At 48.6% G+C, this 21,333-nt stretch carries 18 protein-coding genes; 7 read left to right on the forward strand and 11 right to left on the reverse strand.

Going from position 1 to position 21,333, the window contains the following annotated elements; translation table 11 throughout:
• Positions 1-18: 18 nt before the first annotated feature.
• The gene (locus X919_RS0102055) at positions 19-549 is read right to left on the reverse strand and encodes an FHA domain-containing protein (protein WP_028898823.1); all 531 of its coding nucleotides are present in this window, start codon (positions 547-549) and stop codon (positions 19-21) included.
• 15 nt (positions 550-564) lie between these two features.
• Positions 565-1,602, reverse strand: a complete 1,038-nt coding sequence (locus X919_RS0102060) for an HU domain-containing protein (RefSeq protein ID WP_028898824.1) — start codon at positions 1,600-1,602, stop codon at positions 565-567.
• Between the two features lie 143 nt (positions 1,603-1,745).
• On the opposite strand from X919_RS0102060, the gene rfbC reads away from it, so the two are divergent.
• Together rfbC and X919_RS0102070 are read left to right on the forward strand one after the other, a co-directional pair.
• On the forward strand, positions 1,746-2,291 hold the full coding sequence (gene rfbC / locus X919_RS0102065) for a dTDP-4-dehydrorhamnose 3,5-epimerase (protein WP_028898825.1): 546 nt from the start codon (positions 1,746-1,748) through the stop codon (positions 2,289-2,291).
• 3 nt (positions 2,292-2,294) lie between these two features.
• Positions 2,295-3,092: a DUF4738 domain-containing protein gene (locus X919_RS0102070; protein ID WP_051502368.1), complete on the forward strand. Its 798-nt coding sequence runs from the start codon at positions 2,295-2,297 to the stop codon at positions 3,090-3,092.
• A 92-nt stretch (positions 3,093-3,184) separates the two neighbouring features.
• Here the strand turns inward: X919_RS0102070 and X919_RS0102075 are convergent, their stop codons facing one another.
• The 6 genes from X919_RS0102075 to X919_RS0102100 all read right to left on the reverse strand — a co-directional run bounded on the left by X919_RS0102075 (position 3,185) and on the right by X919_RS0102100 (position 9,965).
• Complete coding sequence (locus X919_RS0102075) at positions 3,185-4,237, reverse strand: zinc ribbon domain-containing protein (protein WP_028898827.1); 1,053 nt, start codon at positions 4,235-4,237, stop codon at positions 3,185-3,187.
• Positions 4,238-4,258: 21 nt separating this feature from the next.
• A complete protein-coding gene (locus X919_RS0102080) occupies positions 4,259-4,957 on the reverse strand; it encodes a glycoside hydrolase family 25 protein (protein ID WP_028898828.1) in 699 nt (232 codons plus the stop codon).
• A 362-nt stretch (positions 4,958-5,319) separates the two neighbouring features.
• Positions 5,320-6,015, reverse strand: a complete 696-nt coding sequence (locus X919_RS0102085) for a hypothetical protein (RefSeq protein WP_028898829.1) — start codon at positions 6,013-6,015, stop codon at positions 5,320-5,322.
• Between the two features lie 13 nt (positions 6,016-6,028).
• Complete coding sequence (locus X919_RS0102090; RefSeq protein ID WP_028898830.1) at positions 6,029-7,321, reverse strand: Na+/H+ antiporter NhaC family protein; 1,293 nt, start codon at positions 7,319-7,321, stop codon at positions 6,029-6,031.
• Positions 7,322-7,338: 17 nt separating this feature from the next.
• On the reverse strand, positions 7,339-8,664 hold the full coding sequence (rmuC, locus tag X919_RS0102095) for a DNA recombination protein RmuC (RefSeq protein ID WP_028898831.1): 1,326 nt from the start codon (positions 8,662-8,664) through the stop codon (positions 7,339-7,341).
• A complete protein-coding gene (locus X919_RS0102100) occupies positions 8,661-9,965 on the reverse strand; it encodes an MATE family efflux transporter (RefSeq protein ID WP_028898832.1) in 1,305 nt (434 codons plus the stop codon). The genes rmuC and X919_RS0102100 overlap by 4 nt, the downstream gene beginning before the upstream one ends.
• A 181-nt stretch (positions 9,966-10,146) precedes the next feature.
• On the opposite strand from X919_RS0102100, the gene X919_RS0102110 reads away from it, so the two are divergent.
• From X919_RS0102110 to X919_RS0102120, 3 genes are all read left to right on the forward strand, one after another.
• Positions 10,147-11,208: an asparaginase gene (locus X919_RS0102110; RefSeq protein WP_028898833.1), complete on the forward strand. Its 1,062-nt coding sequence runs from the start codon at positions 10,147-10,149 to the stop codon at positions 11,206-11,208.
• Between the two features lie 223 nt (positions 11,209-11,431).
• Positions 11,432-13,381, forward strand: a complete 1,950-nt coding sequence (locus tag X919_RS0102115) for an ABC-F family ATP-binding cassette domain-containing protein (protein WP_028898834.1) — start codon at positions 11,432-11,434, stop codon at positions 13,379-13,381.
• 40 nt (positions 13,382-13,421) lie between these two features.
• On the forward strand, positions 13,422-15,455 hold the full coding sequence (locus X919_RS0102120; RefSeq protein WP_028898835.1) for a M13 family metallopeptidase: 2,034 nt from the start codon (positions 13,422-13,424) through the stop codon (positions 15,453-15,455).
• Positions 15,456-15,620: 165 nt separating this feature from the next.
• Here X919_RS0102120 and X919_RS0102125 read toward each other — a convergent pair whose 3' ends face one another.
• Genes X919_RS0102125 through X919_RS0102135 form a run of 3 tightly spaced genes read right to left on the reverse strand, consistent with a single transcriptional unit; the run spans position 15,621 to position 17,265 of the window.
• The gene (locus X919_RS0102125; protein WP_028898836.1) at positions 15,621-16,304 is read right to left on the reverse strand and encodes an LrgB family protein; all 684 of its coding nucleotides are present in this window, start codon (positions 16,302-16,304) and stop codon (positions 15,621-15,623) included.
• Positions 16,305-16,306: 2 nt separating this feature from the next.
• On the reverse strand, positions 16,307-16,681 hold the full coding sequence (locus X919_RS0102130; RefSeq protein ID WP_028898837.1) for a CidA/LrgA family protein: 375 nt from the start codon (positions 16,679-16,681) through the stop codon (positions 16,307-16,309).
• An 8-nt stretch (positions 16,682-16,689) separates the two neighbouring features.
• Positions 16,690-17,265 (reverse strand): cytidylate kinase-like family protein, encoded by a 576-nt coding sequence (locus X919_RS0102135; protein ID WP_028898838.1) that lies wholly within the window; start codon positions 17,263-17,265, stop codon positions 16,690-16,692.
• A gap of 193 nt (positions 17,266-17,458) precedes the next feature.
• On the opposite strand from X919_RS0102135, the gene feoB reads away from it, so the two are divergent.
• Both feoB and X919_RS0102145 read left to right on the forward strand, forming a co-directional pair.
• Positions 17,459-19,927 (forward strand): ferrous iron transport protein B, encoded by a 2,469-nt coding sequence (gene feoB / locus X919_RS0102140; protein WP_028898839.1) that lies wholly within the window; start codon positions 17,459-17,461, stop codon positions 19,925-19,927.
• The gene (locus X919_RS0102145) at positions 19,915-21,162 is read left to right on the forward strand and encodes a type IX secretion system plug protein (protein ID WP_036916743.1); all 1,248 of its coding nucleotides are present in this window, start codon (positions 19,915-19,917) and stop codon (positions 21,160-21,162) included. The genes feoB and X919_RS0102145 overlap by 13 nt, the downstream gene beginning before the upstream one ends.
• The last annotated feature ends 171 nt before the right edge of the window (positions 21,163-21,333 follow it).

Consider the following 21,333-nt stretch of genomic DNA (forward strand, 5'->3'; position numbering starts at 1 on the left):
TTTTAATGTTTATAGAACTTACTTAGAATTGTCTCCTGCTCGAAGGATGATACTGGTAGCACCGATTGTAAAAAGAGTTCCATCTTCAATTCTTCTACGTTCCTTGTCTCCTAAAATCTCGTTATTTACAAAAGTTCCTGTATAGCTTGGACCATCTTTTAGCGTATAAACGAGCTTTCCTTTTTTATCTTTAGCAACATTGATGGTGCAATGGGTCATGTCGATGCTGGGGTCGTTGGTTTCAATGGGACAATTGATTTTACTGCCTTTCATATAGCGACCAATCGTATTGTCGCCCATTTGTAAAGGAATAACTTGTTTATAATGGAACACATTCTCAATGACAACAATTGCGCCACCCCCAGTCTCATTCGCAAATTCATCATGCATTTCTTGCTTTTGTAGGTTGCGCAATTTTGAAACACCTATGCGAATGCCAAACTCTTTCCCACAATTACTACATTGAAAGACAAGCGATTGCCCATCACGATATTTTGTTTCATCAAATGTGATATAATTGTCACATTTAGGACATCTAACACGTTTCATCTCAATGAAAAAAGTTTATTGGAAATGTGCTATCCAGCTTTCTTTAAATTCTGGATATTTTCGTAGACGATTCATTGCCTGGCGTGCAGCAATTTCTGAAGAGTATTGCCCAAAAACTACCTTTACATTCCTTTTGGTTTTCATAACCTGTGCGTCTGTAAAGCCTTTTTTGTGTAAAAGATGCGTATAGGCGATAGCATTTTTATGTGTCACCCTACTTGCGAGCACGATGCCATAATAATCTTTTTGCTTTGTTAAAGCTGCTTCAATCTTATTTTGCGAAATAGCTTTTTCTAGCAAATCTGTACGATGAGCGGGCTGCTTTTGTATGTTTGAAGCGGCGTATTTCTTCACCATATCGTGCGGTGCAATGTGCATCAACAAGTTCGTATCAATATTGTTGCCAGCAATGTTTCTTATTCCGCTATTCCCTAATGGTGTCGGAATCAGCATACATACCAGGAGAGCGATGCATGCTACAGCGATATTCCGCACGACACTACGCTTTATGATATAAGATTTCTCCTCTTGTTCTTCTTCTTCAAATAAAGGGATTAATTTATTATTGCGTTGTGCGAATGGCTGTTCAATGTCTCTTTCTGCATTTCGTTCGGCCTCTATGTCTGTAACTTCATTTAGTTTTGGAAGTTCAAGTCGACCTAAACCATAAAGTTCAGGGGTGAGTAAACCAGCCTCACAAGGCTCGAAAACATAATTATTTTCACCATTTAAGCGAAGTGTTCCTAAATCATTGAGTTCATAACTCCCTTGTTGATTTAGGATTTGTTTCAACTCCTCTGTTTCTGATTCTATTCGTCTGATAGCTTCTGGGTAGCTAATATCATAACCTTCGACATAGGATTGTGCCAATAATGAATCATTAATTTGAAGTTGAGGATTAAAGCCAATAGAGCGAGTTGGCGGGAGAAAAGAGTGATCTCTCTCGTCATAGTGCGCCGACATGTGGTGCGCCATAAATCCCCCAAAGTTTGGAATAATGACGCAATCATTTGTAAGCAATAGTATCTCTATATGTCTTTCCAGTTCTATCACGTTTGCAAAATTAATATTTTTCTTTGAAGAAAATTCTATTTCTGATAAAAATTCTATGGATAAATTTATTTGTGTTCTTTTGTTTTGCGAACACTTATAAATATATTATCTTTGTGGCAAATTACAGACTAAACACAAATAAAATGGAGTATAAAGAAACGAAGTTATCAGGTGTTTACATCCTTGAGCCACGCATTTTTAATGATGCTCGTGGTTATTTTTATGAAGTTTGGAAGGAAGAAGATTTTAAGGAACATGTAGGTGATGTGCATTTTGTGCAGGATAACGAATCGAAATCATCTTATGGCGTTTTACGTGGATTGCATTATCAGAAGGGGGATTATGCCCAGGCTAAGTTAGTGCGCGTGTTGAAAGGGCGTGTTGTCGATGTGGCTGTGGACTTGCGTCGTGATAGTGCAACCTTTGGGCAGTATGTTATGGTTGAACTCTCAGATGAGAACAAACGACAGTTTTTCATTCCACGCGGTTTTGCTCATGGTTTTTTGGTGTTGAGTGATGAGGCTATTTTCACCTATAAGGTAGACAATAATTATGCACCTCAGCAGGAGGCCAGTATTTTGTGGAATGATAAAGATCTGAATATTGAGTGGCCCATTGCGGCAGAGGATATTCAGACGTCAGAGAAGGATTTAAAAGCGAGCACCTTTAAAACAGCCGAATTGTTTTAATCAATGCAACACATTCTTTATAAGGTCGCATGGGGTGTAGTGCTTTTCGGGGGGCTGTCTGCTTGTCAGCCTAATAATCGTTCTGCTCAAAATAGTCGCGTTGCTGAAGATGTTTCAGCTAAGAAGATGTTGCAAGGTATTTGGCTTAACGATGATGAGGAAGAGCCTGCTTTTCGGGTTGTAGGTGACACGATTTTCTATCCTGATAGTACTTCGCAGCCTGTTTATTTCCAGATTATCCATGACACGTTGATGTTGCATAGTGCCAACCTTGCTAAATACATCATTGTGAAGCAGGCACCTCACCTGTTTGTGTTCAAGAACCAGAATGGTGATGTGGTGCGTTGTATTAAGACGACAGATAAATCTTATTTGAGTTATTTCGAGGCTTCTCGGCCACAGGCGCTCAACCAAGGAAAACTCATAAAGAAAGATTCTGTCGTGATTTATGGGAAAGACCATTATCATTGGTATATTCAGGTAAATCCTACCTCTTACAAAGTTGCGAAACCCACGTATAATGATGATGGGGTTGAGGTGGACAATATTTATTATGACAATATTGTGCATTTGAGTTTGTTCAGGGGAGCAGAGAAGCTCTATAGTCGCGATTTTCGCAAGCATGACTTCAGTCAGCATATTCCAGCGAGTGTACTGAACCAAAGCATTTTGAGTGATATTGTTTATTCTGGTGCTACACCAAAAGGTTTTCATTTTGCAGCGAATGTAAGTGTGCCCGATAGTCCTACGAGTTATATTTTGAATGTAGTGATAGACTTTCAGGGCAAAGCCAGTTATTAAAACAATCGCATAAAGATAAATAAAATAAAAGTGGCAAGCTTGGGTTTCAATGCCCGAACTTGCCATTTTTGTTTGTTTACCTTGCTGCAAAGTTATTCCACCACTTTCGCCATGTTGAATGTGCTGATAAGGTCATCTGGACTCACCTTTGCCGTAATTTTATAAACGGTTTTGTCGTTTTTCGATGCATCGTTGAACTCCCTTATCTGCAAGGCCGAGAACTTCACGGTGTATTCATATTCACCATCGCCCACTTCTTTCTTCGTGATGGCATAATCGCGGTTGCTCTGCCAAGTGATGTTTTTCACGTCGTCTTTCCATATTTTGTGCAGGAAAGTTGTCACATCACTTTTTGTTGCATCTGATTTGCCCAAGAATGAGGTAAGAATGCTTTCGCAAGCATCTTTCATCGCCCCTTCATTTTTCGTGTTGATGGCCTGGAAGAAGTTATTGAAGAGTGTGCTCACCATGGCTTTCTCTTCGGGCTGTACGGTGTTGGCATTGACGTTTCTGATGCCATCTTTGGCCTCGTCCACATGCTCGCCGTTGGGATGATCTTCCAAATAGCTGTTGAACGCGTCTACTGAATTGGAGCGTTGCGCTGCCGACCAGTCGATAGAGTCGATGAGATGTTCGGCTTCGGCTTTGTGGGGCGAGTTGGGATGCGCCTGCAGGTAGGCTTCGAATGCCGTCTTCGAGTTGCTCACCATGGCGTTAGTCCAGTCTTTATCGCCTTGCATGAGCAGTTGCAAATGAGCTTGAATGCTGTCGACGTGAGCCTCGGGCGCATCGGTATATTTATCGAGGTAGGCCTGCAAGATGGCCGGATCGTTGGCCGTCATGGCATATTCGTAGGCCTCTTGCTCTTTTGCACTTTGTGCATCGCGATAAAAATAAGTGATGACGCCAACGGCCACAGCGATGAGCACCAGACAAACGATGATGATGTTGCGCGCGCCGTTCTTCTTATCTTTGGGCGTTTCGGGAGGTGTCGTCGCCGTCTCAGGTGCTGGTTGCGGCTGAGTCGTTGTGGGTTGTTGCTGTGCGGTTGCTACTTTTCCTGCTATTTCTACGCCGCAGTTGGGGCAAAATGGCGCCTTGTCGCTGACCGGCTTTCCACATTCGGGGCATTTGATGAGTGCCATATTCTTTTTATGTTTTAAGCGTTAATGTCGGAATTTAATTTCGCGCAGTCCATGATTGCGCATAAATCGGCTCTTGTCCACATAGCCGTTGATGCCGTTGATGCGTCCTTTACCCGTGTATTGCCACATGGTGAAGTCGCGTCCATCGGCCAGCACTGGTTCGCGCTGTGTATATTGTGCCACCATGAGTGGGTAGCCGTCAATTTTTCCAATGAGGTTTTGATTGTAGAAATTCGTAAACGTGTAGAGTAGCGGCTTTTGTCGGTAGGCCGTTTCCACGAGCTTGATGAATTTCAGCAATGAGTCGCAAAACTCCTCGGTCGACAGTCCACCCTTTGTTTCGATGTCAATCATCGGCACGAGATCTTGCTCCTTGGGGCGGCATTGCGCCATGAAGTTCACCAACTGCTTGTTTAAATCGGTGCGTGGCCGAAAAAAATGGTAGGCGCCCACCTTCAGCCCATATTGATGTGCCAGTTCGATGTTGCGTTCAAATTTCTCGTCGATGCGGTCGCCACCTTCCGAGGCCTTCAGGTAGACATAGGCCATGTTGGTGTTGTCGCCGATGATTTCCCAAAACACATTACCCTGATAATGGCTGATGTCGATGCCGTGGATGTGGGTGCAAGTGTCCTCGCATTGCACAATGTTTTGGCCGACAGCCATGGGGAATGTAAAGAGAGTGAAAAACAGGATGAAGTATAGTTTTATCCGACTCATGCGTGCAAAATTAGTGTAAAACGGCATAAGCCCCAAATAAATTAGCTTTATTTTGCTTTATTCAACCCACGCGCACATGGGGTTTCGATGCGCACTGCCCGATTGCAACGCGTGTTGACTTACATTCGTTCCACCTGAGGGTCGTTCCAACGCGTGTAAACTTACATTCGTTCCACCCGAGGGTCGTTCCAACGCGTGTTGACTTACATTCGTTCCACTCGAGGGTCGTTCCAACGCGTGTAAACTTACATTCGTTCCACCCGAGGGTCGTTCCAACGCGTGTAAACTTACATTCGTTCCACCCGGGGGTCGTTCCAACGCGTGTTGACTTACATTCGTGTAAATCGAGCGTGGCCGCGCGGTTATTCTTCGATTTCGGCTAATCCCTTGGAGAAATTCACGAAGAAACTGCTGGTGGTTTCGATGGGCGCGTAGGGGAAATAGCGCATGCAGTGGCTGAGATTGCGGCGCAAGGCCTTTTGGTTGTTGTGCACGAAAACGCTTTTTCCTTGTTTGAAGAGCCATGCCTGTGCCGCTAATTCCATGCGGTTGATGGAGCGCAGGGTGAGGCTTTCGGCGGCCGGTTCAACCTGCTTTAAAAACGGAATCTCTTCGGCCTTAAAACCAAAGAACTTGATGAGCACGCTGCCTTGCAACTGCGCCATGCGGCTGATGTGGAGCCGTCGCAACCATTGGGTGGCTTCGTTGGCATCGATTTGTTCGCGGCGCGAGCGCAGGTATTGCCCTAATTGAATGATGCCGCGCACGGGGATGCCGTGGGTGAGCGTGGCGTTGAGGTTGCTAATGATGATGCGCACCAGGTAGATGGTTTCGCGCGAGGTGGTGTGCTGGGTTGCGGCGCGTTGCTGCATACGTTTGAAACGTTTGTTGAGCATGCTGTTGTTCAGTTCCACCTCGCCGGCGGGCATGTCGGCAATGTTCTTCATCAGGCCCATGAGCTTTTGCATTTTGAAGGCCGACATGGGCTCCAACTGTTCGTGGGTGTCGAAATTGTCGCTGCGGAGCTTGGCAAAGAGGTTGCGATAAATGATGTTCATCGTGCGTCAGGAGTTATGAAAAACGGCGGGGCAGGCGCAGCACAATGGCCAGTAGGGCGCAGATGCCGATGCCGAAGGGATAGAACAAATAGGGAAGAATTTGCATGGGGCTGATGTGGGCTAAGCCTGCGGCCAACAGCATCTGCACGCCATAGGGGATGAGCCCTTGCACGGCGCACGAGAAGGTGTCGAGGATGCTGGCCGATTTGCGTGGGTCGACGCCATATTGTTCGGTAATCTTTCGGGCAATGCTGCCCACGGTGAGAATGGCTACCGTGTTGTTGGCCGTGCACAGGTTGACCAGCGACACCAAGGCGGCAATCGATAGCTCGGCACCGCGCTTGCCATTGATGTGTCGGGTGAGCTTACTGATGATGAAATCGATGCCGCCATTCTCGCGTATGATTTCCAACATGCCTCCAGCCATCATGGCAATGATGATTAATTCGCCCATCGACAGCACGCCGTCGCCGATGATGGCAAACCAGCCGTAGAGGGTGTAGTCGCCCGCGCATAGACCGATGATGCCACACAGCACCAAACCGATGGTGAGCACGGCCATGACGTTGATTCCTGCGATGGCCGTGATGAGCACCAGCAAATAGGGCGCTATCTTGAGGTAATCGATAGGAGGCGTGGCGTGTGAAGCTGGTGTGTGCGCCCCCAGTACGGCGTAAACGGCCAGCACAATCATCGCGGCCGGTGCCACAATCATGGCATTCACGCGGAATTTATCTTTCATGTTGCAGCCTTGTGTCTGAGTGGCTACGACTGTGGTGTCGGAGATGAATGAGAGGTTGTCGCCGAAATAGGCGCCTCCCACAATCACTGCCACCATGAGGGGTGTGGAGAAACCGATGGAGTTGGCGATGCCCGACGCTATGGGCACTAAAGCAACCACGGTGCCCACACTGGTGCCGATGGAAAGCGAGATGAAGCAGGCGGCCAAAAACAATCCGGGCATGAGCAGATTGCTGGGCAAATAGTGTAGCGCAAAGTTCACGGTGGCATCAATGGCTCCCATGCCTTTGGCCGAAGCCGCAAACGAACCCGCCAGTACATAAATCCACAGCATGAGCATGAGGTTGCTGGCTCCGGCACCTTTGCTGAAGGTGTCGATGCGCTTCTTCATGGGGATGTTGCCCGAAATAATCACGGCGTAGATGCTGGCCATCATGAAAGCCACGGTGAGCGAGAGGTTGGGTGCCGATGCGGCCTTGTCAACCGAATAGATGGTAAACATGACGATGAATGCCATGAGCACCAAGAGGGGCGATAGGGCGAGAAATCCTTTTTTCTTATTCACAATGCGTTGTTTTGTTTTTAATCATTTTCTGTGTCCGATGCGGTTTGTTCGTCGAGCAGCAATTCGGCTGTGGGGATGGGGCTATTGGCATTCTCTTTCGCCCCCAACGCTTTAAGGTCGTTGGCTTTCTGCACGATGCTCTGCCGCCCGGTATAAGCCTTTTTGTAGGCCTCGTCATAGTCTTTTTGCAGCGTGTCGATGTCGCGTCCCACTTTGTCGAATCGCTTCACGAAGTCGCCCACGCGCTTGAGCAATTCCTCGGCTAACGCATAAACGCGCTTCTGATTTTCGCTCTGTGCATATTGACGCCAAGCTATTTGAATAATCTTCAATATCGCCATTAAGTTTTGCTGCCCGGTGATGAACACTTTCCGTTCAAATGCATCGTTCCATAGTTTGGGGTCGAGGGAGAGTGCCAGCTGCAAGGCGCCCTCGAAAGGCACATACATGATGACAAAGTCGATGGCGCGGCGCGGTGCTTGAATATAGGCGCTGTAATCTTTTTTGGCCAAGGAGGTGAATTGCGTGCGAATGCTGCGCACTACATCGTCGGCATATTTCTTGCGCGCCACGTCGTCTTCGGCATTCATGTAGTTGGCATAGGCATCGATGGTCATTTTAGAGTCGATCACCACATCTTCGCCGTTAGGATAATGCAACACCACGTCGGGAATCATGCGGCGCCCACTTTCTTCGTTCAACACGATGTTCCCCTTCTCGTCGGCAATGGTTTGTTGCACGTCGTAGTCGATGCCCACGCGCAAACCTTGGCTCTCCAATAGGTTCATGAGTGTGAGCTCGCCCCAGTTACCCTGCGTTTTATTGCCGCCGCGCATCACGTTGGTCAACCGCGTGGCTGTGGTACCAATCTTGTCGGTTTGCTCGGCCATGAGCTTCAACTGCTGTGCCAACGAAGCTGTGTTTCTGGTGCTCTCTTGGTTGGTTTTGTCGATAGCCTGTTGCAACTGCGTGAGATTGTCTTTCAGCGGCTGTGTGATGTGGTTCATCGACTCAAGGTTGTCGGCTTTGAGCTTCGTTGAAGTCTGCTCCAATACCTTATTTGCTAAGTTCTGAAATTGTTCTTTAGCCGTTTCAATTTGCTTTTCGAACTGTTCTTGGCGCAACAGCGTCTCTTTTTCGTTTTGAGCATCGCGCAGCGCCATCTCACGGTTGTGCTGTTCATCTTTGGCCGCCATTTCACGCGCATGTTGCTCTTGCTCGGCCGTTAGTTGTGTTCGCAATGTGGCTGTCTCTAAACGGGCGGCCGTCAACGACTTGTTGGATAGAAAATAAACAATGCCGGCACCTAACAGCAGTCCCAGCGCAAAAAACAGAATGGTCATGATGCAATGATTTTATGTTTAATGCGAGGCAGTAGCCCTTGCAGGACAAGACCTCGGGTGAGTAAGAACAAAATAAACGCCAACCACAGGGCGTGGTTGTGCAGGGTGGACGAGAGGAGTGCGTAGGTGGCAAAGAAAACGGCCGCCGACAGCAATGTGGATAACAACATGTGGCGCGTCATTGTCGCACCGATGAATATGCCATCGTAAACGAAAGCCATAAAACCGGCCAGCGGAATGATCACCACCCAACCTAAAAAATGTGTAGCCATGCCGAGCACGCTTTCATTGTTGGTGAGCAATCGCAGCAGCAAGTGTCCACCGAGGAAGTAGACCATCGAAAAGAGCAGCGCCATGCCCAAGCCCCATTTCATGAGTTGTACGACATAGGTTTGAAAGCGTTGGACGTTGGCTGCACCGAAACTTTTGCCGCACAATGCTTCGCCAGCAAAGGCAAATCCATCCATGACATACGAGAAGAGGGTGAAGAAAGTTAGCAGCAACGTGTTGACCGAGAGGACAACATCGCCGCTGCGTGCACCAAACGATGTGAACGACAGGTTGACCGCTACCAAGAATAGCGTGCGCAAAAAAATGTCGCGGTTGACCACAAAGAAATCCATCCAGCGCAAAGCAATCTTGTGGGGCTGTTGGGGAAGGGGCTGCTTGCGCAACTTTCGATAGGCCAGGAGGGCCGCCAATAGTACTCCGGCCCACTGTGCCAACATGGTGCCCCAGGCCACACCCTCGATTTTCATGTGCAACATGATGACGAACCCCAGGCTAAGCAAAATGTTAACAACATTTTGAGACAGCGCGATGAACATGGGAACCTTTGTGGTTTGTAGCCCCACAAACCAGCCGTTGAGTGCATAAAGCGCCAACACGGCAGGAGCACTCCAAATGCAAATCGCGAAATAAGTGTGGGCAGCGGCAGCGATTTCGGCCGACGGATGCATCACCCACAAAGCAACATCGCACAAAGGGCGTTGCAACACGATGAAGAGCACGCCCATCCCAATGGCTATGAGGAGCGAACGCACGAGAATGGTGCGCACGGCCTGCCCATCGCGACGGCCGAAAGCCTGCGACGTCATGCCGCTGTTGCCCATGCGCAAGAAGCCCAGCAACCAATAGAGCACATTGAAAATCATCGTGCCCACGGCTATGGCGCCGATATAAACCTCCGACCCTAAATGCCCCACGATGGTTAAATCAACCAAACCTAAGAGTGGCACCGTGATGTTGGAGATGATGGATGGGAGGGCCAAGCGCAATATCTCGTGATGAATGGAATGCATGCCTATCGTTTTCAATTTATCGCTGCAAAGGTAGGCCATTTTCATCAGTTATGCCACAATAATGGCTACATCTTTGGCTTTCCACAAAAAATCTTTTAAATTTGCACCGTTTTTAAGCCGAAAAGCTATGCCTTTCGCGCAGAAAACATCCCTTTTTTGAAACAAAACAACGATAGAAATCATGGAGCAAATTAGCAAACTTGTGCGCAACAATCGTGTGTTGCTCATTTACACGGGCGGAACCATAGGCATGGGCATCAATCCCAAAACCAAGGCGTTGGAACCCTTAGATTTCAACCATTTGCTGCAAAACATTCCCGAGATAAAATTGTTGTCGACGCAGATTGATGTTTACCAGTTTGCGCAGCCCATCGATTCGAGCGATATGACGCCGGCCTTTTGGGTGCAGCTAGTTGATATTATCGCCGCGCGCTATGCACAATATGATGGTTTTATCATTTTGCACGGCACCGACACCATGGCCTACACGGCTTCGGCGTTGTCGTTTATGTTGGAAAATCTCACAAAGCCTGTCATCCTCACGGGGAGCCAGTTGCCCATTGGACAACTGCGAACCGACGGGCGCGAGAACCTCATTTCGAGCATCGAGCTGGCCACGCTGCATCACACTGATAATAGCCCCATGGTGCCCGAGGTGTGCATTTATTTCAACGGGCGGCTGCTGCGCGGCAACCGTTCGACGAAACAGAATGCCGATGGTTTCAATGCGTTCGACTCGTTTAACTATCCCCATTTGGGCGAGGCGGGCATCACGTTCCAATTTTCACCTTATCATATATTGAAGCCCGATTACCAGCGTCCCATGGTGTCCCACACGCAGCTCAACCAAAACGTCATGGTGCTGTCGCTCTTTCCGGGCGTGCAGCCACCCATTTTCCAACATGTGCTCGACACGCCCGAGCTGAAAGGCGTGGTGATGCGCACCTATGGCAGCGGCAATGCACCGCAACAGCCCTGGCTCATCGACATTTTGAAACGGGCCACCCAGCGCGGTGTGACCATCGTTAACATCAGCCAATGCGTTGCAGGTGCGGTGGCTATGGAACGCTATGACACCGGTTTCCAACTTAAAGAAACGGGCATCATCAGTGGAGGGGATAGCACGGTCGAAGCGGCCGTCACCAAGTTGATGGTGCTCTATGGGCAGCACACTGATGTCGCCACCATCAGAGCGAAGCTTTGCCAGTCGTTGGCAGGCGAAATCACGCTCGAAACGGCTTAGGAAACAATGTATCTAATGCGTTTCCATTCAAAGAACGGTTAGTGAGCGGCTCGCTGGTGTGTTTTTGTTTGGAATTGAAAAATCCCTGGAGAAGGAACATGTTTCTCCTTAAAAACGAGAAAGTGCGCATGTGCGGACAGCCTGTTCTACAAAGAAAACGAGCCATGGCTTGGCCGTCTTACATAGAATGTTTACCTTTGCGCAGAGAAAAGATGTTTTTTAGATGATATCAATTGAGAATTTAAGTGTAGAATTTTCTGCTCGTCCTTTATTCAAAGATGTTAGCTTTGTGGTTAACGATAGAGATAGGATAGCACTTGTGGGTAAAAACGGCGCAGGAAAATCTACTATGTTAAAAATATTATGTGGGTTGCAACAGCCCACATCGGGTATAGTTGCTGTGCCCAACGATGTGACGGTGGGCTATTTGCCACAGGTGATGAAGTTGCAAGACGACACCACCGTGCGCGAGGAGACCCGCAAAGCCTTTTCCGAGCAAACGCAACTGCACGCGGCGTTGGAAGCCATGCAAAAGGAGATGGTGGAGCGCACCGATTATGAGAGCGAGGCTTATGCGCAGTTGGTTGAGCGCTTTACGCAGGAGAATGAACGCTATTTGCTGTTGGGGGGCGACAACTATGAGGCCGAAATCGAACGAACGCTCACGGGGTTGGGCTTTTCGCGCGAGGATTTTGAGCGGCCAACGAAAGAGTTTTCGGGCGGCTGGCGCATGCGCATTGAATTGGCCAAAATATTGTTGCGCAAGCCCAAGGTGCTGTTGCTCGACGAGCCCACCAACCACTTAGATATTGAGAGCATTCAGTGGTTGGAGCAGTTCTTGGTGCAAAGTGCGAGTGCCGTGGTTTTGGTGAGCCACGATCGTGCTTTCATCAACAATGTCACCAACCGGACGATTGAGATTACTTGCGGGCACATCGAAGACTACCGCGTGAAATACAACGAATATTTAGTGTTGCGCCAAGAGCGACGCGAACAGCAGCTGCGCGCCTATGAAAACCAGCAAAAGGAAATTGCCGATACGAAGGCCTTCATCGATCGCTTTCGTTACCAAGCTACAAAGGCTGTGCAGGTGCAGCAGCGTATTCGACAATTAGAAAAAATTGTTCCGATAGAGGTCGACGAAATCGACAACAGCGCCATGCACCTGAAGTTTCCTCCTTGTTTGCGCAGCGGCGATTATCCCGTGATTTGCGACGACGTGGAGAAACGTTATGGCGACCACGTGGTGTTCAGCCACGTCTCGCTCACCATTAAGCGCGGCGAGAAAGTGGCGTTCGTGGGCAAGAACGGTGAAGGAAAATCAACGCTCGTGAAATGCATCATGGGCGAAATTCCTTTTACGGGCACGCTCAAGGTGGGGCATAACGTGCAGATTGGCTATTTTGCACAGAACCAGGCACAGTTGTTGGATGAGAACCTTTCCATCTACGACACTATCGACCGTGTGGCCACGGGCGACATGCGGCTCAAAATCAACGACCTCCTGGGGGCATTCATGTTTGGTGGCGAAACGTCTGAGAAGCGCGTCAAGGTGCTGAGCGGAGGCGAGCGCAGCCGATTGGCCATGATTAAATTGCTGCTCGAGCCCGTAAATTTGCTCATTCTCGATGAGCCTACCAACCATTTGGATATGCCTTCGAAAGATGTGCTGAAAGAAGCCATTAAGGCTTTCGACGGAACGGCCATCATCGTGAGCCACGACCGTGAGTTTCTCGATGGTTTGGTCGATAAGGTTTATGAATTTGCAGGCGGTCGCGTCACCGAGCATTTGGGTGGCATCTATGACTATCTGCAAGCCCATCAAGCCAGCACCATTCACGAGGCGTTAGAGAAGCAATCAGTTGAAAAGTCTGTATCGCCCGCTGTGGAAGAGGTAACCGAGAAGCGTAGCAACAACGTGGATTATGCCGAGCGAAAGCAACTGCAAAAGAACATTTCGAAGACCGAAAAGCAAATGAAAACCCTTGAGCAGCGCATTGCTTCGATGGAAGCGCGGCAAAAAGAATTGAACGCGCTCTTGATGGATGCCGCCAAGGCTTCGGACATGCAGTTGGTGAACGAGTATACCGAATTGCAACGCAGCTTGGACAGCGATAACGAAAAGTGGTTCAGCCTTTCGGAAACCCTGTCCGATTTGCAAAAACAATTATAAACGAATAGAATGATTCAACCCAATAAAAATGGAAAAGCCTATGAAAATGAAAAAAATTATTCCGATGGTTATGATGGCCACGCTCCCTACAGTGGGCATGGCGCAAGATGGTTCAGGACTTTTTGAAAAGAACTTCGACCATTCGGTGAAGCCGCAAGACGACTTCTATCAGTTTGCAACCGGCGGCTGGCAGAAAAATAATCCGCTGCCTGCAGCCTACAGCCGTTTCGGCAGCTTCGACCAGTTGCAAGAGAACAACAACAAGCGTATTAACACAATTCTTTCGGAGTTGCAGAAAGGAAAGTTTAAGACAGGGACAATAGAGCAGAAGCTCTCTGACTTCTACAAGCTCGCACTCGATGTGGAGCGCCGCAACAAAGAGGGTATTGCGCCCGTGAAAGGCGTTTTAGACGAGATTGAGGCGGCTAAAACCATTTCCGATTTGCGAAAACTGCAACTGAAGTATGCTGTGCAAGGTTATGGCGTGCAATATGGTGCTGCCTTTGCAGCCGACGAGAAAGATGTGAAGAACAATATTTTCAACATCTATCAAAGCGGGCTGACATTGGGGCAGAAAGATTATTATCTCAATAACGACTCGGCTACGGAGACCATCCGCAAGGCCTATAAGGATTACGTCGGCCAGATGTTTCGCCTTTATGGGTTTAGTGTACAAGAAGCACAGAAGCGCGCACAAGAATTGTTCAAGCAGGAGACTTTGGTGGCGCTGATTTCGAAAAGTATGACCGAATTGCGTGATCCGCAGGCCAATTACAACAAGATGACGCTGGCCGAGCTGCGCGCCGACTATCCCCACATCCCCATCGAACAATGGGCCAATGCTGAGGGCATCGATTCTAAATATTTGCAGCACGTGGTGGTTGGACAAACTGCATTCATGGCAGGATTGGACAAGCTCATGGCGCTGCAAACGGTCGACGAGCTCAAGGCTCTCATGGAATGGGATGTCATCACCAGTAGCGCAAGCTATCTCACCGACGAAATTCGCGAGGCCAACTTCAATTTCTTTGGTAAGACGATGAGCGGGCGCAAGGAAGATTATCCCTTGTGGAAACGTGCGACCAATCAGGTTGACGGTCAGTTGGGCGAAGCTCTGGGACGCATCTATGCCAAGAAATATTTCCCCGAGTCGTCAAAGAAGATGATGGAGCAGTTGGTGAAGAATTTGCAAATCAGTCTTGGCGAACGTATTGATGCGCAAACCTGGATGAGCGATTCTACTAAGGCTAACGCCCACAAGAAGCTCAACAAGTTTTATGTGAAGATTGGCTATCCCAACAAGTGGACCGACTACAGCCGTCTGACCATCGACCCGCGGAAGAGTTTCTATGACAACGTGATGGCCGTGAGGAAATTCAATCACGACAAAGAGATTGCCGAGAAAGCCGGAAAGCCCGTCGACAGAGATGAGTGGGGCATGACACCGCAAACGGTGAACGCCTATTACAACCCCACGACCAACGAGATTTGCTTCCCTGCAGGCATTTTGCAATATCCATTCTTCGATCCCAAGGCCGACGAAGCCTTTAATTATGGTGCCATTGGTGTGGTCATTGGTCACGAGATGACGCATGGTTTCGACGATCAAGGTCGCCAATATGATGACGAGGGCAACATGCGCGATTGGTGGACACCCGCTGATGCCAAAGGTTTCGACCAGCGCGCCGACCTCTATGCCAACTTCTTCGACAAGATTGAGGTGTTGCCGGGATTGCATGCCAACGGTCGTTTCACCTTGGGCGAGAACTTAGCCGACCATGGTGGCCTGCAAGTGGCTTACCATGCGTTTAAGAATGCCACAGCCAAGAAGCCGCTGAAGAATAAGGATGGTTTTACGCCCGACCAGCGTTTCTTCTTAGCCTATGCAGGCGTTTGGGCTGGCAATATCACCGATCAGGAAATTCGCAACCGCGTGAAGCGCGATCCCCATTCCTTGGGCAAATGGCGCGTAGATGGTGCATTGCCCCACATCGATGCTTTCTACAAGGCATGGAATGTGAAGCCTGGCGACAAGCTCTATCTCCCTGAAGCAGAACGTCTGCAATTGTGGTAATCATGGGTATTTTAAAATGTTTTAGTGCTTACGGACATTCCGTAAGCACTATTTTTATGCTTTAAAAGTGTTATAAGATTATTGAGCAGATGAAAAGCTGTAATTCGTTGAGCATGATTCTGAGCAATACGCGAAGAGCAGTTATAATTGTAGGTTTACGAATATTTATATTATCATAGCAAAGAGTGAAGCTCCAACAACGGTCAGTATGCCACTCACTACAATCGAAAGACTACTTGTGGCACCTTCAATAGACCCCATCTCCATGGCTTTCGCAGTTCCAATGGCGTGTGAAGCACTACCCAGAGCAATACCTTTGGCAATGGGTTCTTCGATTCGTAGGAGTTTTAGGAATTTCTCAGCGAAGATATTACCTAATACACCTGAGATGATGATGACAACCACGGTGACAGAAACGTAGCCACCTAATTCTTCTGCAATACCCATACCAATAGCTGTGGTGATGGATTTGGGCAGGAAGGTGACGTAGGTGGCATGATCGAAATGCATCAGCAGTGCTAAAAGTAGTATGGTGATGAGGCTCGACAATACACCCGAAGAAATGCCAATCATGATAGCTTTAAAATTTTTTTTGAGCAGTTCAACTTGCTGATAAAGTGGCACTGCCAAGCAGATGGTGGCTGGTGTGAGCAGATAGCTTACCCAGTCAGCATCCTCTAAATAATCTTTATAGCGCATACCTGTGCAAAGCAGGCAGACGATAACCAAAATGATAGCTGTGAGTAGTGGATTGAGAAAACTCCACCCTGTGCGGCGTCTGAGGTAAACACCTATGGCATAGGCGCCCAAACTGAGCAATGCACCGAAATAAATAGAATCTTTTAGCATAGTTATCCCTGTGTTTTGTTTTCACCTTTCTTTTTATTGCTGCGCACCATGCGTTGGGTGATGCGGCCAGCTGCACCCATTACTGCAAATGTGCTCACAATGGTAACGATAGTATATTGTAAAATGTGGCTACGAATGGCCGCCCACGAATCAATGAGCCCAACGGCTGCAGGAATGAACATCACGGGCATAATGGCGATGAGAAACGTACTGGTCTCGCGAATCTCAGTCACTTTTATCCATTTCATCATCAAACAAATGAATAGCAATACGATACCATATATACTGGCTGGGATAGGGAGTGGGATGAAGAAATGGAGCAGTTCCCCTATGAAGGTGAAAGCGATAATGATGATGAATTGAGAGATGAATTTCATTTCTAGTGTTATTTGAGATTAATCTCTTCAATATATTTCTCAATGAAATCAGCCGACTTGGTAGTGCCCAAACGAATGCTATCGAAGCACAGATCGTAGTCGTTGGCATCGCCCCATTTCATACCCGTATAGTATTTGTGATAACGCACACGACTTTCATCTAATTCATTGACAAAGGTAATGGCCTCTTCTGTATTCATGTTGTTTTCAGCTTCAATAGCCTTTACGCGACCATTGAAATTGCCTTTGAGGAATACTGAGACAAGGTCTTCACGATCTTTAAAGATGACGTTGCCGCAGCGGCCTATGATAATACAATCCTCATGACCAATGAGTTTCGATAGCACCGAGAAAGCTTTGATATTTACGTTCTGCGGCTCTTCATCGAATTGCGAAATGGCAAACATGAGTTCGTCAACAGGACGCTCTTCAAAGAAGTCATCCATTTCTTGTAAAACACCGCGCTTTTGAGCTAATTCTAATAAATTCTTGCGTGTGTAGAACGGGATGTCATAATACTGAGATAGTTGTTCTCCAATGTGTAGTGCACCACAACCACATTGACGTGCAATTGTAATAATCATATTTTTAAAAAGTTTTGCTTGTTATCTTGATGTTGCAAAATTACAAATCCTGGAACAGATTAGATACATAAAATGGAGTTTTAACCTTTATTTGTGTGGAGGACCATCCTAAAAAGTAGGTATTTTTATGGGCGCAGAAGATGAGTTATGCAAGAAAATTGTAACTTTGCATGGAGATAAATAGATATATAAAATGAAATTATCAGATTTGAAGACGGGCGAGCATGGCATCATCGTGAAAGTGACGGGCTATGGCGGATTTCGCAAACGTATTGTCGAAATGGGATTCATCCGGGGAAAAAAGGTAGAGGTCTTGCTCAATGCACCACTCAAAGACCCCATAAAATATAAAATTATGGGCTACGAAGTGTCGTTGCGACGTTCGGAAGCCGAAATGATAGAAGTGGTTTCTGAAACTGAGGCAGAAGCAACTCTCATGCAGGAGAATGTGCATGACACAAAGCAAGATGAGGGCTTAACTCTTGAGGTGAGTGAGACTTGTGACGATGAAAGGTTGGAGCGCATTGCTTTAAAGAAACATAAAGTAATCAATATCGTTTTGGTGGGCAATCCTAATTGTGGCAAGACCTCGTTATTCAATTTTGTGTCGGGTGCGCATGAGCATGTAGGCAATTACTCAGGCGTCACGGTGGATGCCAAAGAAGGGCACGCCACGTTTGAGGGTTATCGGCTGAACCTTGTCGACTTGCCTGGTACATACAGCTTATCGGCCTATTCGCCCGAGGAACTTTATGTGCGTAAACAGCTTATTGAGAAGAATCCCGACGTGGTCATCAATGTCATCGATAGTAGTAATTTGGAACGCAATCTTTATCTCACAACGCAGCTTATTGATATGCACATGCCCATGGTTTGTGCTTTGAATATGTTTGATGAAACGCAGAAGCGTGGTGATCACATCGATTTTGAAAAGCTTTCCAACCTCTTGGGCGTGCCCATGTTGCCCACGGTGTTTAAGACAGGCGAGGGAGTTGAGGCGCTGTTTCATGAAATTATTCAGCGTTATGAACAGACGGGCGAACAAATGGCATCTGTTCGACACCTCCATATCAACTATGGTCACGAGATTGAGCATGGCATTGCACAAATTCAAGCGCATTTGCGGCAGGACACACAGTTGCGGTTGCATTATTCCACACGCTATTTGGCCATCAAGTTGTTAGAGAAGGATGCTGACACCACGGCGATGCTGTCGTCGCAAAGCGATTTCGAAGCGATTAAAAAGATTGTTGATGTGGCCTCGCAGCGCGTGTTGGAGGAGACCGGAGTCGACAGCGAGACGGCCATCATGGATGCCAAGTATGGCTTTATTCATGGAGCGTTGGAAGAGGTGAAATACAGCGTGGGAAAGGAGAAGGATACGTATCAGACAACTCATTTGCTCGACAAATTTGTGACCCATCGGGTGTTGGGCTTCCCCATCTTCCTGCTCATGCTTTTGGTGATGTTCTCGGCCACATTCACGTTGGGGCAAATCCCCATGGATTGGATTGATGCCGCAGTGGGTGAGCTGAGCCATTTTGTTTCAACGGTGCTACCCGATGGTCCTGTGAAAGACTTGTTGGTGGATGGTGTTTTGGGTGGCGTGGGAGCCGTGATAGTGTTCCTTCCTCAAATCCTAATCCTCTATTTCTTCATCAGTTTCATGGAAGATTCGGGCTACATGGCGCGCGCGGCGTTTATCATGGACAAGCTCATGCACAAGATGGGGCTCCATGGCAAGTCATTTATCCCGCTCATCATGGGTTTTGGTTGCAATGTGCCGGCGATGATGGCCACGCGCACCATTGAGAGTCGGCGTTCGCGCATCGTCACCATGCTCATTTTGCCGCTCATGAGTTGTTCGGCGCGCCTGCCCATCTACATCATGATTACGGGCGCATTCTTCCCCGCGAAATATCGTGCTTTGGTCATGGTGTCGCTTTATTTTGTGGGCATCGCCCTCGCGGTGTTGCTGAGCCGCCTCTTTGGTCTGTTCTTGGTGAAAGGCAACGACACGCCGTTCGTGATGGAGTTGCCGCCTTATCGTTTCCCAACGTGGAAGGCCATTGGGCGTCACACGTGGGAAAAAGGAAAGCAATATCTCAAGAAAATGGGTGGCATCATTTTGGTGGCCAGCATCCTTGTGTGGGCGTTGGGCTATTTCCCTCACGACGACACCCTCAGCGCGCAACAGCAGCAAGAACAAAGCTACATTGGGCGCATTGGCAAATTGGTTGAGCCCGTTTTCCGTCCACAAGGTTTCGATTGGAAGTTGGATGTGGGTTTGCTCTCGGGTGTGGGTGCGAAAGAGATTGTGGCCAGCACGATGGGTGTGTTGTATAGCGGAAGCGACGAGGTGGCCAATGCCGACGAGGCCTCGCATAACGACGGACGCTACGTGGAGCTGCGCCAGCAAATGACCCGTGACATTGCGCGCGTGCAGGGCATTCCTGTGGCTGCGGCCGAGCCCATAGCCACGCTCACGGCCTATTGTTTCTTGCTTTTCGTGTTGCTCTATTTCCCGTGCATTGCCACCATTGCCGCCATCAAAGGCGAAACGGGCAGTTGGCGTTGGGCACTTTTCGCCGCAGGCTACACCACCGCTTTGGCGTGGGTGGTGAGTGCCGTCGTCTTTCAAATTGGCCGATGCTTCATTTAAAACAATCTCTCAAATATGGCCTCTGTGCGATGCTGGCCTTTGCGAACGGCTTGGCCGCACGAGCACAGTATCAAACGCTGTTGTCGCGCGATTTGGCCACATTGCAAGTGTTGCGCAATGGCGACTGGCGGCAACGGCTGCCCCTCATCTCGTTGACGGGCGGCGACGAAATTCAAATTTCATTCGATGATTTCTCGGCGGCCTATCGTCGTTTCACCTACGACGTGGTGCATTGCGAGGCCGACTGGATGCCTTCCACGCAGCTGTTTGCCACCGATTATGCCGAAGGCTTTACGGAGGGGCTGACCATCGACGACGTGCAGCCCTCGCGCCAGACGCAGGTGGCCTACACGCATTATGCCTTTGCCTTGCCCAACGACCGATGTCGCCTGACGAAGAGCGGCAACTACGAGGTGCGCATTTATGACGAGCAACACGCGTTGGTGGCGCGCGCCTGTTTCATGGTGACCGAGGCCACGATGAAAGCCCAGCTCACGTGCACCACCAATACCGATATCGACGTGAATGCCACGCATCAGCAGATAGCATGGGCGGTGGACTATCAGGGCGTGAATGTCACGCAGCCCGACAGGGAAATCAAGACGGTGGTGTTGCAAAATGGGCGTTGGGACGATGCGCGCATCAACGTTATCCCCCAAATGCAAACGCCCAATGGCTTGGCCTGGCAGCATTGTCGGGCGTTGATATTCGACGCGGGCAACGTCTATCGCAAATTCGAATGTTTGGCGGTCGACCATCCCACGATGGGCATTGCCGAAATCACATGGGACGGAAAACGCTATCAGGCCCGCCTGCACACCGACGAACCGCGCCCCAGCTATGTTTATGATGAGAGTGCGCAGGGCTTGTTTTGTGTGCGCAACAGCGACAACCGCGACAACGCCACTCTGTCGGATTATGTGATGGTGCATTTCTCATTGCAGACGCCCCAGACGAGCCGCCCCATCTATCTCAACGGCCATTTCACGGGCGACCGCTTTTCGCCCACCTGTCAGTTGCACTACAACGAAGCTGCGGGGCTCTATGAGGCGCGCCTGCTGCTGAAACAAGGCTATTATTCCTATCAATATCTCACGCCCGACGGCGATGGGCACATGGTGCCTGTGGCGTCGGAGGGGAATTTCTACCAAACGAAAAACTTCTATCACGCTTTGGTGTACTATCGTGGCTCGGGCGAGCGCACCGACCGTCTGGTGGCGGTTGCTATGCCGTAGCACTTTTGTCGCTGTAGCCCAAACGACTCCCAAAACCTACGGGAATTTTTTTTCTCGTGCAAAACACCCTCGATTGTTACGGGAAATTTTTTTTCTCGTGTGAACGACCCTCGATTGTTACGGGAAATTTTTTTTCTCGTGCGAACGACCCTCGATTGTTACGGGAAATTT

This window comes from Prevotella sp. HJM029 (assembly GCF_000599605.1).
Lineage (GTDB): Bacteria > Bacteroidota > Bacteroidia > Bacteroidales > Bacteroidaceae > Prevotella.